We start from the raw sequence: 15,112 nt of genomic DNA, 5'->3' as shown, positions 1-15,112 counted from the left end.
GAATGCCACCTCTCTTCCTCATCCATTAACCGTACATACTAGTATGGTAGTTGTGGTTACATTATATTGGCTCCCTATATAATTTTCAATATATTTGACCTATTTTCCACAAATTCTTTTATCGTCATGTAAATAACTACCTGTTTGAAAAACACAATCACCCGGTTAAAAACGTATGAGATAAGAGAATCACGCTGAAGTCACGAACCAATGATGGCTCCATAAGAAAAACATTACCAACCACTTCGCGTCCTGCGGGGCACGTCCCACTGGAGTCTAAGTGTTGGGCTACGCTATGGTACAGACTCTACAAGAAGACAAAACTAGCCGGGCAACACCATACATTTGTCTTCTTTCTATTTATACGCTACAAATCTTGATGCGACGCTTCCCACTTTTGGCTCCTTTCCTTCTAAACCATACAAATCTCGATGGGACGCTTCCCACTTTTGGCTCCTTTCCTTCTAAACGATACAAATCCCGGTGCGCGACTTTCTACTTTTGGCTCCTTTCCCTGTTAAACAATACAAATCTCGGTGCACTGCTCCTCACTTTTGGCTCCTTCTCTTCTAGACAATACACATATCAATGAACTGTTTTCCTTAGTAATAGCTAGAGCATATAGAAGTGTAATCAACCGTACTTATAGGTTAAAATATAATACCTATCAAACATTATGCATCGTACTACTGCTGTCAGCTGTTTCAAACGTTGCAGCTCGATTATACACTTTCTGGTGCTTGTTAGAAAAACTCGACATTCGCCTCGTCTTTTAGCGAATGCCATCGTTTTACTTATACTTGGTACACTCTAAATTTTCACTACGTCGAGCTTCTTCATTGCTAAAACTTTATACTTTCCCAGCGTATTAAAAACTGTGCAAATTATTTCCCTTCCGCCAATATTAGGCGTATGCTAATGTTTAGGTACTCGAAATAAATGTCAAAAGAAGGGGTATTATCATACAACAAGAACAGATCGCAAAGCGTAATTTGTATATTATGTGGTTTGCGAATTTTTTTATTGCAGCTAGTCTGACAATGGTCATTCCATTTTTGTCTTTATATATAGAAACGTTAGGTAATTATTCTGATGACTATGTACAACGATGGTCAGGATGGGTATTTGCCATTACGTTCTTAATCGCCTTTATCGTCTCACCGTTCTGGGGAAGATTCGGTGATAAGCATGGTCGCAAAATATTCTTAGTCTTTGCCGCGTTTGGCTTAGGTATCAGTGTACTGCTGATGGGCTTTGTCACCAATGTCCCCCAGCTGTTTATCCTTCGCATGTTCATGGGATTTTTCACTGGATTTATTTCCATGTCACAAGCCTTTATCTCGACACAAACACCGCCAAACATCGCCGGGAAAGTGTTAGGCACTTTACAAACGGGTAATGTCACAGGCAGCTTATTAGGACCACTGTTAGGCGGCGTCTTAGCCGATATCTTTGGTTATGCTGCCACATTTCAGCTGACATCTGTACCGCTATTTATTGCAGCATGCTTGGTAATGCTTGGTACAAAAGAATTCAAATCAGAAACAAAACAACAGGCAAGCGAATATTCTCCTGCAGACGTGTTAAAGCATATTTTCAGTAAGCCCGTCCTTGTCATGGTAATGATTGTCTCGATGTTTGTCCAATTGGCCAATTTCAGCATTCAGCCAATTCTTTCTCTGTATGTGAATGAGATACATGGCGCGACAAGTATTGCCTTCTTTTCTGGCCTCGCATTCTCTGCAGCAGGGCTTGGCAATTTACTCATGTCACGCAATTGGGGCAAATTAGGGGATCGTATCGGTTTTGAAAAAGTGTTAGTGATACTGCTGTTTTTATCTGCTATCTTTTTCATACCGGGTGCATTCGTCGATACGATTTGGCAGTTAGTCATCGTTCGATTCTTATTAGGGATAGCGATTGGCGGTGTCATTCCGATTCGAACCGCGTATATTCGCCAGGTATCACCACTTGATATACAGGGAGAAGTATTAGGTTACAATACCAGCATTCGCTTTCTAGGTAATATCATTGGCCCTGTCATTGGTGGCTGGATCGCTGGCATGTACACAATTTCCACTGTCTTTTATTTCAGCAGTGGTCTGTTGCTTGCTAGCGGGATTGGACTTTTCTATACGCTGAAGCACACTGCACACAAACAGCAAGCAGAGCATTTTCCGGTGCATTCGTGAGGAAAATCGCAATGATAAAACCACTCAGGATAGGTATCTTGAGTGGTTTTTTAGTTTGGATGAATAGATAGAGATCCTACCTTTAGCCATCTCGCTTATTACCTTTCCTTTTTTGAGAGATATGTGGATTTCCCATATCACCAAGTTTCTCACCATTTTAAACTGGATGTTCAATCGTAATAACCGTTCCATATGTTCGTTTACTTTTAATAATGAAGGAGAACTGATTATTATAAATCAATGATAATCGTTTATTAATATTAGCTAGTCCGATGTGATTGGTGACATATTCATCTTTATCTAATTTATTTCTTAAAATACTTAGGTCAGACTTTGATATGCCTTGACCATTGTCAATTACTGTAAACCGGATAGTCCCGTCCCCTTTTGTCCGGATTTTAATTTTTATATCGATTTGGCTTGCTTCGGATTCGTAATCCATTCCATGTTGTATGCTGTTTTCGATAAGTGGCTGCAATACAAATTTTAATACTTGAATAGATTGATCCTGCTCATGATAATCCCATGTAATGCGAAAATCTTTATCCGATCGGACGCGTAAAATTTCGAGGTAATTCTTTGTATTGTTCATTTCCTCCTCTAAGGTAACGGTATGATGCCTGATCCTCAAAGAAAAATTCAGAATATCTGTGAGCGTTTCAACCATTTTGGTGACCTTGTTTGGTTTACCTGTCAGTGCCATGGCACGCCAATAAATAATGGCGAGTGTATTGGAAAGAAAATGTGGATTAATCTGATTTTGCAATGCCAGTAATTCGGCAGCTTGAAGCTCGTATTTCTTTTCATTTAATTCTTTTTCAAGCTCGTTTTGCGCAATATAATGCTTGAGAATTCTTCTGACAATATATTGGTATTCATTATCTTTAAACGATATATGTCTGATCAAGTCTTGTTCGTTCTGGTTCGTCGTGTTCAATATTTTTATAATGTCGCCCACATGCCTGGCATTTTTGCGTGACAAATAATAAATCGTTGCTGTGCCAAGAATAAGCGAGGATAACACGAATAAAATCGTTAAAAATAGCAGTTGATTAGGTACACGATAAATAATATTATTCTCTACCATTGAATAATAACGAAGAGGATATAAATCCGATTGTAATTGACTGACAATATAGGAGGTACCATCTAATTGGACCTCAAAGGTTTGTTTTCTGTTTTCGATTATCTCCTCTTCCAATGCTAATTCCTCACTTATATTATTTCCGTACAATTTGGTATTCGTTTCATCTAATACAAAGATACTTTGATTGTGATAGTTATTTAATTCACTAATTAAGTTCTCAAAATAGCTCTGGTAAATATTTAATACGATTAATCCTTCAGAAGTCTGAGCATTGGAGTTAAAGATATTGCGATAAATACTGATAACTGGCTCTTCATTTTCAAAATCATATTGTGAAATCTGACGGTTTTCCATCCAAATATCTCGATTCGTTGATTTCGCGTCATATTCTTTCAGCCAAGTATCATCATGCATATTAGCAATGTTCATAAATCCTGATCGAGATGTAAGTACACGGTCATTATCATTCTCATAATAAATATACATCGAATGAATATAGGATGTTGCAATTTCTTTCCTTCTCAAGTTTCCTTCTTCATAGTCGATCATTTTAATATCCAGATAGTTGAAATGCTCAGAATCAAAAAAATTCCTCAAAGATAGCGTAATATCAGGATTCCAATTATAGTCGAGATTGAGTAAATACATTTCATTTAATACCGTATTGGTTTGCTGCTCCAGCTGTTGCAACACATTGCGATTGTTAGCAGTAATCGACTCTTTAATATATTTATCTGTGATCACAATTGCAAAAGAACCTAAAATAAATACAGGAATCAATAATGGAAAAACGAAGAGAAGAATGTTTTTAATTAATATTCGATTATTCACGATTCCATGTTCTCCATGTTGGAAGTGCGATAGTCTCTTGGCGTCATCCCATAATATTTCTTAAACATCCTAGTGAAATTCTTCGGATTATGGTAACCGACTAGTTCACTAATTTCATAGGTTTTGTAATGGTAATCCACCAATAATTCTGCTGCTTTTTCCATTTTGATTTTCGTGAGATAGGTGGAGAAATTCACGCCTGTCTTTTCCTTAAAATAAGAACTAATATAAGTTGGGGACATGTTTAATACTTCCGCCATATCTTCTAAGCAAATACTGGCGTATTGTTTTTGAATATGCTCTTTCATGGTACGGATAATATTTTCACAATAACTAGCTTGGTTTTCATCTAATTCTCGCCACTCTTTATCCAGTTCCTGCTTCACCCTGCTAAATACTTCTTGAATTTCTTCAAACTTTCCGGGCTTCACAATATAATCCTTTACCCCATATTTAAGTGCTTCCTTTGCATAAGAAAAATCTTTATAGCCACTAAGAAAGATAAGGTAAATATTCGAACTTCTTCCGTGAAGTGTTTTTGCAAGCTCAATGCCATCCAGAACGGGCATACGGATATCAGACAGGATGACATCAACGTCATGTTGGTCTAAATAATTTAATGCTACTTTGCCATCGACACAATCTTGCACTACATCAAAGCCGATTTGATTCCAGGGGAAATAATTTTTCAATCCCATGCGAATTTCAGACTCATCGTCGATAATCATCATTTTATACATGGTCAGGACTCCTTTCTTTATAAAAAGTATCTTCATCTTTTAAAAATCGTAAGAAAAGACACTTCTTACCGGAACGCTTAAGAAAATGAGGGCATTTGATAAGACGAATGACTATATAAAATTGTAAACGCTTACTATAATAAAGACAACTATTAATTTCATGGACTATATTGTTTGCCAACACCAAATTTACAGGAAGGGACAGGTTGTATGAATGCAGTCAAGTTAACAGAGATTGCCCGTAACTTCTGTATAGCTCTACTTAAATTAGTATATCTCAATCTGCTGTGGTTCTTCTTTATGATCATAGGTCTTGGTATATTCGGGATCGCGCCAGCAACAGTAGCATTGTGTAACGTGGAGAAGTCATGGCTGGAAAAACAGCACATATCTTCTATCTTCCGTGAATATTGGAACCAATTTCGTTTCCATTTTGTTAAGTCTAATGGATTGGCTATTCTATTATTTGTGATAGGTTTTTTGCTTTATTTTGATTTGAAGTTTTTCATCGATAGAGGTGGCGCGTTCAATCAAATCATCAGTATAGTCCTATTTATATTATCCGTGTGGTTCATGATTACCGTTATTTATATTCTGCCAATCTATACAAAATACCAGCTTAAGCTGGTTGATTATATAAAGTATGCCTTTATTCTCGGAATGCTTAATCCGTTGAAAACATTCGGAATGACTATATCTGCAGGTGGAATGATTTATTTATCGTTCTATATTCCGCAAATCTTATATTCGCTTGGAATTAGCCTAACTTGTTTTATTGTGATGATCATTGCCTTACAAGCTATTGAGGATCTGTCTGCTTTGCAGCACAAATATGCAAAATAACTTGATTTGAAGCAATTACTTCCTAGTAGTTGTTTTAAATATATTTTTTCAAAAAAGGGGAGATACATGTGATGTGGAAGAAGCGAAAGTCATTTCTTTTTCTCTTGATGCTCGGTCTTATTGTTATTTTCGTAAGCGCTTGTAGTTCGGAAGGTGAAGATGTTGCCTCTGATAGCGGAAATGATGCCGGAGAAACAGAGAATAACGGTGATACAGCAGACAATGGTGAAGAACAGATTGAGCTCCGTATTTTATGGTGGGGTTCCCAGAACAGGCATGACCGGACATTAGAAGTCATCGATATGTATATGGAAGAAAATCCAAATGTAACGATATCACCTGAATTTACTGGATGGGACGGCTATTGGGAGAAGATGGCTACCCAAGCTGCCGGCGGGAATTTACCGGACATTGTACAAATGGACTACGCCTATTTAACGGAATACGTTGGGAGAGATTTGTTAGTGGACCTGAATCCATTTGTCGAAGATGGGACATTGGATTTAAGTGATGTGGAAGATGTGTATATGGATGGTGGAAAAATTGATGACAGTTTGTACGCCGTTAACTTAGGGGCAAATGTACATGGTACAGTATATGATCCTGCCTTATTTGAAGAAGCTGGTGTAGAACCGCCTGAGCCTGGTTACACGTATGAAGACGTTCAATCATTCGCAAAGGAATTATCCGATAATTTAGACGGAGCATATGGTGTTCAGCCTTCGGTAGGTACTAATACGCTCAGACATTATTTAAGACAAAATGGTGTCTCCTTATATGCACCAGATGGAAAAAGCCTAGGCTATGAAGATGATCAATTATTAGTGGATTTCTTACAAAACACGGTCGATATGATCGAATCCGGCGCTGCTGCACCTCCAGATGTGTTCATGGATGCTGGTTCTAATGTAGAGCAGCAACCTATTGTAAATGGTGATACAGCTATGTTACTCGATATCTATAGTAATCAGCTGGTAGCCATCGAATCTGCTGCAGGTCGACCATTAGAATTGATGTTAAACCCTGCACTCGAAGGTGGCGAACCTGGTCACTTCCTGAAACCGAGTCAGTTTTTCTCGGTGACCAAAGATTCGAAACATCAGGAAGAAGCTGCTAAATTCATCAGTTATTTCACAAATAACTTAGAAGCAAACGAAGTCTTAAATGCAGAACGCGGCGTGCCAATCGCTGGTGCTGTTCGTGATCACTTAAGAGATAAGCTGGATGATGCAGGAAAGAAAATGTTTGACTACGTTGAAATGGCGCAGGATCACGCTAAACCCATTGATCCACCAGACCCGCAAGGTGCTACAGAAGTAGAAACATTGTATGTACGCGAAGTGGAAGAACCTATTTATTATGGCCAAGTAACCCCAGAAGAAGCTGCTGCTAATTTTAGAGAAAAGGCAAATGAAATTCTAGCAAAGAATGAATAAAGAAAAGGATGAGCCATCAATACAGATGGCTCATCCACTATCAAGGAGGTGCTTGACGATGCAAGAGAATAGTTCGATAAAGCAGGAATCCGTCATGAAAAAGAAAAAACAATTAAGGTCCCAGCGTTCCATTGACATAACAGGTTTTACTTTTATCGCACCATGGTTAATTGGTTTTCTTGGTTTTATTGTCGGTCCAATGATTGCATCATTATATTTTTCGTTTACCAATTACGATTTACTATCCGCTCCTACCTGGATTGGATTTGAAAATTATATCACAATGTTCACAGATGATGCCCGGTTTATCCAAGCATTGAAAGTGACCTTTATCTTCGTTTTTGGTTCGGTTCCATTAAAATTAGCCTTTGCTTTATTCGTGGCGATGCTATTCAATACAAAAAGAAAAGGTGTTGGCCTTTACCGCACGCTTTATTACGTCCCTTCTATTTTAGGTGGAAGTGTTGCAGTAGCTGTCGTTTGGCGAGAATTGTTCGGTCGTGAAGGTGCCCTAAATGATGTGCTGGGCATCTTTGGTATCGAGGGGACCAGCTGGGTAACCAGTCCGGATTTCGCATTATCTACACTGATTTTATTAGTCGTCTGGCAATTTGGATCGCCGATGCTTATTTTCCTAGCTGGTTTAAAGGCAATTCCGAATGAGTTGTATGAGGCAGCAGCGGTCGATGGTGCCAGTCCCTTTTTACAGTTTTTAAAGATTACGTTACCTATGCTTTCCCCTGTCATCTTTTTTAACTTAGTGATGCAAACCATTCAAGGGTTCATGGCCTTTACACAAAGCTTCTTGATTACCAATGGTGGTCCCATGGATCGCACCTTATTTTATGCGGTTTATTTATATGAGAAAGCCTTTGCCCATTTTGATATGGGATATGCCTCTGCCTTAGCTTGGATTTTATTATTAATATGTGCTTTATTCACCGCCTTGATTTTTAAATCAGCGCAAAGCTGGGTCTACTACGAGTCAGAGGGAGGCAGATAATCATGCAAAAAAAATCCACCCAAAAAACGATTATCTATCATGGTAGCATCATACTTCTGGGATTTTTAATGATTTATCCCATCCTTTGGACCATTGCCAGTTCGTTGAAACCGGAAGATGAGATTTTTCGAAATGCTGCTTCCTTAATCCCTTCTGAACTAAAATGGGAAAATTACCTGCAAGGATGGGAAGGATTCGGAAATTTATCATTCTCTACCTTTTTTGTTAATTCGACTTTTGTCACTACGATGGTAGTTATTGGAACTTTGTTTTCATCTACTTTAGTAGCATTCGGTTTTGCGAGGGTGAAATTTCGCTTTCGCACTCCCTTATTTGTTTGTATGATTGTGACACTCATGCTGCCACAACAGGTTACCCTAATACCACAATATATATTGTTTCATAATTTAGGCTGGGTAAACACCTACTTGCCCTTAATCGTTCCGGCTTTTATTGGAGGAATACCCTTTTTTATCTTCCTGATGATTCAGTTTATAAGAGGGATACCGCGTGAACTAGATGAAGCGGCCTATATAGACGGTGCTAGCACTTTTGGAATTTTTTGGCGAATCATTTTACCATTAACAACCCCTGCGTTAGCAACAGTGGCTATTTTCTCTTTCTATTGGACATGGGACGACTTCATGACTCCTCTAGTATATTTAAATGATACAAAATTATATACCGTTGCATTAGGATTACAGCTATTCTCTGATCCTTCCTCTTTATCAGCCTGGGGACCAATGTTTGCCATGTCCGTTGCTTCGATTCTGCCACAATTATTGGTGTTTCTGTTCTTTCAAAAGTATTTGGTAGAAGGGATTACGGCAGGGAGTGTGAAAGGGTGAAACGGCTATTAATAATGAGACACATGGATCGCTCCTGTGTCTCATTTATGTTAATCGAAGACATTGATTACAGAATTAGTTTTTCATCTGCTCTATATCTCATGGTTTTGTCACACCACCACAAAACAATAAAGGCAACAGCACCTAACTTTCCTCCCCTATCCCCTCCATATAAGGCATTCGTTCCTTTGTATTGATTTGACCTTTTACTTTGCTGATCCAGCTATCCTGTCCATGTAACCAATTATGAAATGAAAACATGGTAGGTATACGATTATGACCTAATGCAATTCCTGCTTCAAGCGAATTCACATCATAGATCGCCGTATGCAATGTTCCAGCTGATTGAGGATATTTCTCGGAAAACACTTCATTTTCTTTATTATTTAGCAACTGGAAGGCTTCGCGCTTGGTTAATGCTTGAGTTTGATTTCTTAAAATCGCCATTCGTCGTTTGGAATCATCCAAATGATAACGATTCGATTCCGGGAGTAGATCAAAATGATTGGTACTTATGGTGTCTTCTTTTACACGGACAGCTTCTGACGTTGCCTCCACCACATGTCTATTTCCAAATCGATCAGCCAGCACATAATTAAATGCTACGCGATGTGGCACTTCTTTTAATAAAGCTATTGCTTCTTCATTGGACTGACATGTCTCCAGCATCATGCGTGTAATGATCGTAGGAATAAATCCATCACCGGTATTTCGGCGGTTAACAAAATTATAACCAGTCGTCAGTCCTTTCTCATTGAGGCCATCTGCCCTTCCCACGATTCGTTGCGAAGGACCGATCGTAGCGTAACCTTGATCAGGCTGATAAAGTACAAATCTTCCCTCATACGTCTTCGGATGAAAGTCATAATTGCGCACGAGAAAATGATCACCCGTTATAATCGAACAGCCCGACCGTCTCCATTCCTGCTGATAACCGCTAAAGTGGAGCAGCACTTGCTCAAGCGGCATTTTCATACCTTCTGCCAATCCATTTAATTCTTCATAAAAGTGAGGAAAAAGTGACTTTATCCATTGCACAGCTTCTCCACGATCAAAAGAAAACCGTACCTTTTTCATACTATCTGGATTCGTATATATTGGATGCAAATAGGATTGCAGCAGCCACTGTCCCTGTTTAAAACCGAAGGAAGCATGATCGCCCCTAAATTGCATCACATCTACATAATAATTTTTCATGGCTGGTCCCTTACCTTATCTCTTGTTTTTAAAAAACGACTGATTGTTAAAGAAAGCTTAGCATGAAACATCTTGGATCCAAAGTGAATTGCTTGTGATTTCAAAAAAGCATAACAAAAGGGCGTAACTAGAAGTCGAATAAGCCAGTTTGAATTGGTACAAGCAAATAGAGAGCAGGAAAGAACTGCAAACCATTAAATAGTGAGACTTCCTGGCGTTTTGATTGTTGAGGAGTGGGGTGGTACAATTGGAAAGTTCTATCGGACAATCTGTGCTTGAATTGGGGCATAGTTGTCCGTTTGAAGAGCTCTATCGGACATTACGTGCTTGTTTTGAAATGATATTGTCCAATGGAAGCCTCTTCCGGCTAATCCGCGCTTGTACTGATGAAAAGTTGGCCATTGGCGTACTCTACCGCCCATACTTTTACAAGGGCTCTGTAAATCAGAAAACCAGCTTCGACCATTACAGCTTATTTCGTACCCTGTAAAATTTTTTCTAAAAAAGTAGACACTTCACTCCAACTTCTATTGATTATAAAAATGAATGAGTTGAAACATCCGATTCCAAAAACAAAGTCATATACATCGATGCGTGGTCTTTGCGAATAAAGTAAACTATATTACCAGATATAGCTTCGGCATACAACTTAAGTGGAATGAATGCTTCTGGTCCTCTTTTAATTTCCAATCATTTCATCATAAAGCATCCTTCTTCAAATGCTTTCTATTCCAACATTACCTAAAAAAGGCTTTGTTTATAAAAAATCGCTCTAATTCAACTATTGTATTCCAGTACACCACTCTCTTTGGTACACTAAATCTAAGATAAGTAAATAGGAGGCGTCATGATGGAAAAAGCTGTTTCAGAAAATGATAACAATTATTTCTACGGCTATTTATTTGCCCATTTCATTGGCGAAGAAAAAAACGGGGAACAAATCTACTTCGCGCTGAGTAAGGATGGGCTGCATTGGCAAGATTTAAATAACAAGCAGCCGATTTTGTATTCCACAGTCGGAGAACGAGGGGTACGGGATCCCTATTTGATTCGAAGTAACGACGGAAAGACCTTTTATTTACTGGCTACTGATCTCAGTATCTATCACCGCGGGGGCTGGAAAAACGCACAAGCTACGATTACTGGCAGTCATTCATTAGTTATTTGGGAATCACCGGATCTTGTGAACTGGTCAGAACCTCGTATGGTAGAGGTTGCCCCGAAAGAGGCAGGTTGTGCCTGGGCACCGGAAGCCTTTTTTGACGAGCAGGAAGGTGATTATCTCGTATTCTGGGCATCTAGTAGAGATGCAACGGACGGTGATGGCAGAGGCATGCATATCTATTGCAGTAAGACGACAGACTTTCATACTTTTACAGAACCTCAACTATATATCACTCGTGGGGAACATAATGAAATCCTGGATACGACAATCATTTCGGTCAATGGTAGCTATTACAGGGCGTCAGGTGACGGGCAAATCACCATTGAATCAAGCGACCAATTAATGCGTGAATGGAAAGTCATTTCTAACCTAGAATCTTTAGGTTTAGCACTTACTGGAAAAGATGTCGAAGGACCAGAATTTTTCAAGTTTAATGGCGAAAATAAATGGGGATTGCTCGTTGATCAATACGCTACAGAAGGAGGATATTTGCCAATCATCACTACAGACATAGGTGACACAACAGGCACATGCTGGCGTAAATTAAACCCGGATGAATATTCGTTTGGCCATTTAAAAAAGCGTCATGGCACGATACTGCCTGTGACGGAAATCGAATATCTTGCCCTACTGACGAAGTGGGACAAATAATCAAAGATAGATCCGGGCAACCACCCGGATCTCTATCTACTAGATTATCGCTAAAGTCAGCCACGCCCATCACTATGAATCTCAATTCGTCCCCATTCCAATTCATCTGCAGTTGCTGTGATAACAAGCTTGCCTTCATCCGTACCAGCTCTAATAAAAGCAAGCAACTTTCCGTGATATGCTTTTCTATTGTTATCTTTGTAACCTTGTACATCCTGTATGTCACCATTCTCTATTCCAATCAGTTCGCCAGGCCCTTCCACTGACAGTTTAATCCGATTATCAGCGAAAAAATAAGGGTTGCCGTTCTTATCGGTAATTTGCATCTCAACATGTGCGACATCTTGCCCATCCGGTACTAAACAGGAAGTATCCGATGTCATCACAATATGTTTGGGATCTGATGGCGTAATCAGTTGATAAGAATGTTGCTTACCCTTATCATCCCTTGCTGTTACCTCCAATATTCCTTGCTGGAACGAAACATCCCAGCTAAGATAGCTATCATCTTTGTTCATTCGTTTTATCCCTAACGATTGATCATTTAAAAATAATTCAGCCTCCGTACAATTGGTATAACAAAAGACTTCAAGTTCCTCATTGTCATGCCATTCCCAATGTGAATCCCCCTTCCATCTGGAATCTGGATCAGTTTGAGATTCTTGCTTATTCTTTACAGCTACATATACCATTGGGTCTTTACTCCATAAGCTTTGACGGTAATAATAGCTGGATTTCCTGTTACCAGCAAGATCTAGAAAACCTGCTGGAGAAGCTCTGACTGGCCAGCCGGCAGCTTCGCCTAAATAATCAATGCCAGTCCAGATAAATTGGGCACAAATAGCATCATTATCTTTTACTTCAAGCCAATCTTGTAAAGAAGGGCTGTTTTCACTACCGTAGATGACATGATCAGGGAAATGTTTTAAATCTGCTTCATACAAATGCTCTTTATAATTGTAGCCAACTACATCCAAAGCCTGTGCATACCCAGTCAGGTTAGATAACTCAGGAAAGGCGAGTGCGGACGTCACCGGTCTTGTCGTATCGCATTCTTTCACATATTGAACTAACCGCTTCGCAATCGTTGACAGACGCTCAGCATTGGGTTTATTCGGATCATACATTCGCTCACTTGCTGGTTTATTGGCGTCATTATTTCCTGTCATCCAGTCAAAAAAAGGGTGACAATACGGATCATTAGGATAATCAATTTCATTTCCTATACTCCACATAATAATAGACGGATGATTACGATCTCTTAAGACCATTTCTTTCAGGTCTTGTTCACCCCATTGTGGAAAATCTTCAAAATAACCATAATGTTTAGGTGGATAGACGTTATGACCCGTCCACCATTTATTTTTGACACCTTCCCATTCATCGAAGGCTTCATCCATTACAAGAAACCCCATACTATCACACAAATCTAACAAATCAGGTGCTGGAGGATTATGACTCATTCTAATCGCATTGCATCCCATTTCTTTTAAAGCCGTCAACCTGCGAATCCAAACCTTCGCAGGTACTGCTGCCCCCAGCCCACCAGCATCATGATGAATACAAACTCCCTTTATTTTCATGTTCTGCTTATTCAGATAAAAACCTCCCTTTGGATCAAAGGAAATTGTTCTTATCCCTGTTGTTGTCTTTACCTGATCCATTACGTGGCGATCTTTGATAATCTCTGTCACAACCGTATATAAATAAGGTCGATCCGGTGACCATAACTCCGGATGATCAACCTCTATTGATTGGTCCTTCGTCAAGCTGGCAGCTGCTTCTACCGTCAGGCTTTCCGTCACCTCACCGATCTGTACACCTGTTTGATTAAAAAGAGTCTGTTTCATTTTAATAGTCCCTTCCCCGCTAGATTCATTTACTATGCGGGAATTCACTCGTACCGTAGCTTTCTCTGCTGACACATCTGGAGTCGTGACAAATACACCATATTGACCAATATGAATATCATTCGTGATGGTAAGATGGACATGACGGTAAATACCAGAACCTGTAAACCATCTGGAGTCTGCAATATCTTTGTGATGCACTTTCACAGAGATTACATTCGTACTATCCGCGCTAACAAAATCGCTAATATCATAAGTGAAACTGCTGTAACCAAATGGTCTCTTCCCTAAATAATGGCTATTGCACCACACTTGTGCATTATTATAAATCCCTTCAAATGTGATCGATACTTTTTTACCTGCAGCATCCGGTGGAAGCGTAAAGTCCTTCCGATACCAGCCGATTCCACCTGCTACATATCCCGTACCACTTGAGTGTTCCTTAGAGAAAGGTTCTTCCACAGACCAGTCATGTGGCAAGGTTACATCTCTCCAATCAGCATCATCATAACCTTTGTACCATGCTTCTGGTACATCTCCCCTGTGAAACTTCCAAGCTAGATTGATATTTTCCAATACTCTATTCATCCGATTCACCTCATTTTGTGGATATATTTATTTTATTCAGGCCGTTTTCAGCTCTTTTCTATGCTTCGCTTGTGTTTGCTCAAACACTACGTATGCAAAGCGCATCACGAGCCAGCACCCTGCACTTCCAGAGAAAAAACAGAAAAGAATAGGAAAGGAAGCCGTTACGTAGTAAATAACAAATATAGTAAACGCCATGTACAATGTCCTTAATGGATAAGACGCTCCAATAATGAAAGCATACTTCAAACATTCCATCAGCTTGATATCATAATGAACATACACCGGAAATATAAAAAAGAGAATCATCGCATAATAGAACGTAATCATGAACAATAACAACAACGAAATAAGATAGAGATTCCCACTCATATTCTGAATGAATATATAATCCATGTATAACAGCACACCGCCAAGAGAAACGATATAGCCTAATACATTCGCTTTCCATAAGTTACTTTTAAACGAAGCAAAAAACGTTCTCCATAAAGGGATTTCTGTTTCGCCCCTGATCCACTTTCTCACCACTGTAAACATGGCTACCGTAGCCGGGAATAATCCGATAACTCCTAGTCCAGCAACAGAAAAGAAAATCCAGAGAAGGTTTAACACACTTAACCGCATGATCCATACCGATATTTTATACACAAATGAAGTATCCGATATATTCATATACTTAAC

At 39.3% G+C, this 15,112-nt stretch carries 11 protein-coding genes; 6 read left to right on the top strand and 5 right to left on the bottom strand.

The annotated features are described in order from the left end of the window. The first annotated feature begins 1,001 nt into the window (after positions 1-1,001). Positions 1,002-2,192 (top strand): MFS transporter, encoded by a 1,191-nt coding sequence (locus MUN88_RS10490; protein WP_244724166.1) that lies wholly within the window; start codon positions 1,002-1,004, stop codon positions 2,190-2,192. Positions 2,193-2,349: 157 nt separating this feature from the next. On the opposite strand, the gene MUN88_RS10485 is transcribed toward MUN88_RS10490, so the two are convergent. Together MUN88_RS10485 and MUN88_RS10480 are read right to left on the bottom strand one after the other, a co-directional pair. Further along, positions 2,350-4,110 carry a cache domain-containing sensor histidine kinase gene (locus tag MUN88_RS10485; protein WP_244724164.1) on the bottom strand — a complete coding sequence of 587 codons (1,761 nt, stop codon included), beginning with the start codon at positions 4,108-4,110 and terminating at the stop codon, positions 2,350-2,352. After that, positions 4,107-4,850 carry a response regulator transcription factor gene (locus tag MUN88_RS10480; protein WP_244724161.1) on the bottom strand — a complete coding sequence of 248 codons (744 nt, stop codon included), beginning with the start codon at positions 4,848-4,850 and terminating at the stop codon, positions 4,107-4,109. The genes MUN88_RS10485 and MUN88_RS10480 overlap by 4 nt, the downstream gene beginning before the upstream one ends. A gap of 210 nt (positions 4,851-5,060) precedes the next feature. Here MUN88_RS10480 and MUN88_RS10475 point away from each other — a divergent pair, with 210 nt between their 5' ends. The 4 genes from MUN88_RS10475 (at position 5,061) to MUN88_RS10460 (ending at position 8,980) form a co-directional block, all read left to right on the top strand. Further along, positions 5,061-5,693 (top strand): YesL family protein, encoded by a 633-nt coding sequence (locus MUN88_RS10475; protein ID WP_244724158.1) that lies wholly within the window; start codon positions 5,061-5,063, stop codon positions 5,691-5,693. A gap of 71 nt (positions 5,694-5,764) precedes the next feature. Further along, positions 5,765-7,129, top strand: coding sequence for an ABC transporter substrate-binding protein (locus MUN88_RS10470; protein ID WP_244724155.1), 1,365 nt, complete (start codon positions 5,765-5,767; stop codon positions 7,127-7,129). A 94-nt stretch (positions 7,130-7,223) separates the two neighbouring features. Further along, positions 7,224-8,132 (top strand): carbohydrate ABC transporter permease, encoded by a 909-nt coding sequence (locus tag MUN88_RS10465; RefSeq protein ID WP_369809989.1) that lies wholly within the window; start codon positions 7,224-7,226, stop codon positions 8,130-8,132. A 2-nt stretch (positions 8,133-8,134) separates the two neighbouring features. After that, positions 8,135-8,980 (top strand): carbohydrate ABC transporter permease, encoded by an 846-nt coding sequence (locus MUN88_RS10460; RefSeq protein ID WP_244724150.1) that lies wholly within the window; start codon positions 8,135-8,137, stop codon positions 8,978-8,980. A gap of 144 nt (positions 8,981-9,124) precedes the next feature. Here the strand turns inward: MUN88_RS10460 and MUN88_RS10455 are convergent, their stop codons facing one another. Continuing rightward, positions 9,125-10,177: a C45 family autoproteolytic acyltransferase/hydrolase gene (locus MUN88_RS10455; protein ID WP_244724147.1), complete on the bottom strand. Its 1,053-nt coding sequence runs from the start codon at positions 10,175-10,177 to the stop codon at positions 9,125-9,127. A gap of 847 nt (positions 10,178-11,024) precedes the next feature. Here MUN88_RS10455 and MUN88_RS10450 point away from each other — a divergent pair. Then, positions 11,025-11,993 (top strand): glycoside hydrolase family 43 protein, encoded by a 969-nt coding sequence (locus MUN88_RS10450; protein WP_244724142.1) that lies wholly within the window; start codon positions 11,025-11,027, stop codon positions 11,991-11,993. Positions 11,994-12,049: 56 nt separating this feature from the next. Here MUN88_RS10450 and MUN88_RS10445 read toward each other — a convergent pair whose 3' ends face one another. Both MUN88_RS10445 and MUN88_RS10440 read right to left on the bottom strand, forming a co-directional pair. After that, positions 12,050-14,431, bottom strand: a complete 2,382-nt coding sequence (locus MUN88_RS10445) for a glycoside hydrolase family 2 TIM barrel-domain containing protein (RefSeq protein WP_244724139.1) — start codon at positions 14,429-14,431, stop codon at positions 12,050-12,052. 36 nt (positions 14,432-14,467) lie between these two features. After that, positions 14,468-15,103 (bottom strand): YesL family protein, encoded by a 636-nt coding sequence (locus tag MUN88_RS10440; RefSeq protein WP_244724135.1) that lies wholly within the window; start codon positions 15,101-15,103, stop codon positions 14,468-14,470. Positions 15,104-15,112 lie beyond the last annotated feature (9 nt).

This window comes from Gracilibacillus caseinilyticus, assembly GCF_022919115.1.
Lineage (GTDB): Bacteria > Bacillota > Bacilli > Bacillales > Amphibacillaceae > Gracilibacillus > Gracilibacillus caseinilyticus.
This window is presented reverse-complemented; position numbering and strand designations above follow the sequence as displayed.

Excerpts from the sequence above, each read along its gene's own strand:
- MUN88_RS10460 (WP_244724150.1), top strand. The coding sequence starts at position 8,135 with ATGCAAAAAAAATCCACCCAAAAAACGATTATCTATCATGGTAGCATC.
- MUN88_RS10440 (WP_244724135.1), bottom strand. The coding sequence starts at position 15,103 with ATGAATATATCGGATACTTCATTTGTGTATAAAATATCGGTATGGATC.
- MUN88_RS10465 (WP_369809989.1), top strand. The coding sequence starts at position 7,224 with ATGAAAAAGAAAAAACAATTAAGGTCCCAGCGTTCCATTGACATAACA.
- MUN88_RS10470 (WP_244724155.1), top strand. The coding sequence starts at position 5,765 with ATGTGGAAGAAGCGAAAGTCATTTCTTTTTCTCTTGATGCTCGGTCTT.
- MUN88_RS10480 (WP_244724161.1), bottom strand. The coding sequence starts at position 4,850 with ATGTATAAAATGATGATTATCGACGATGAGTCTGAAATTCGCATGGGA.
- MUN88_RS10455 (WP_244724147.1), bottom strand. The coding sequence starts at position 10,177 with ATGAAAAATTATTATGTAGATGTGATGCAATTTAGGGGCGATCATGCT.
- MUN88_RS10490 (WP_244724166.1), top strand. The coding sequence starts at position 1,002 with ATGTGGTTTGCGAATTTTTTTATTGCAGCTAGTCTGACAATGGTCATT.
- MUN88_RS10445 (WP_244724139.1), bottom strand. The coding sequence starts at position 14,431 with ATGAATAGAGTATTGGAAAATATCAATCTAGCTTGGAAGTTTCACAGG.
- MUN88_RS10450 (WP_244724142.1), top strand. The coding sequence starts at position 11,025 with ATGATGGAAAAAGCTGTTTCAGAAAATGATAACAATTATTTCTACGGC.
- MUN88_RS10475 (WP_244724158.1), top strand. The coding sequence starts at position 5,061 with ATGAATGCAGTCAAGTTAACAGAGATTGCCCGTAACTTCTGTATAGCT.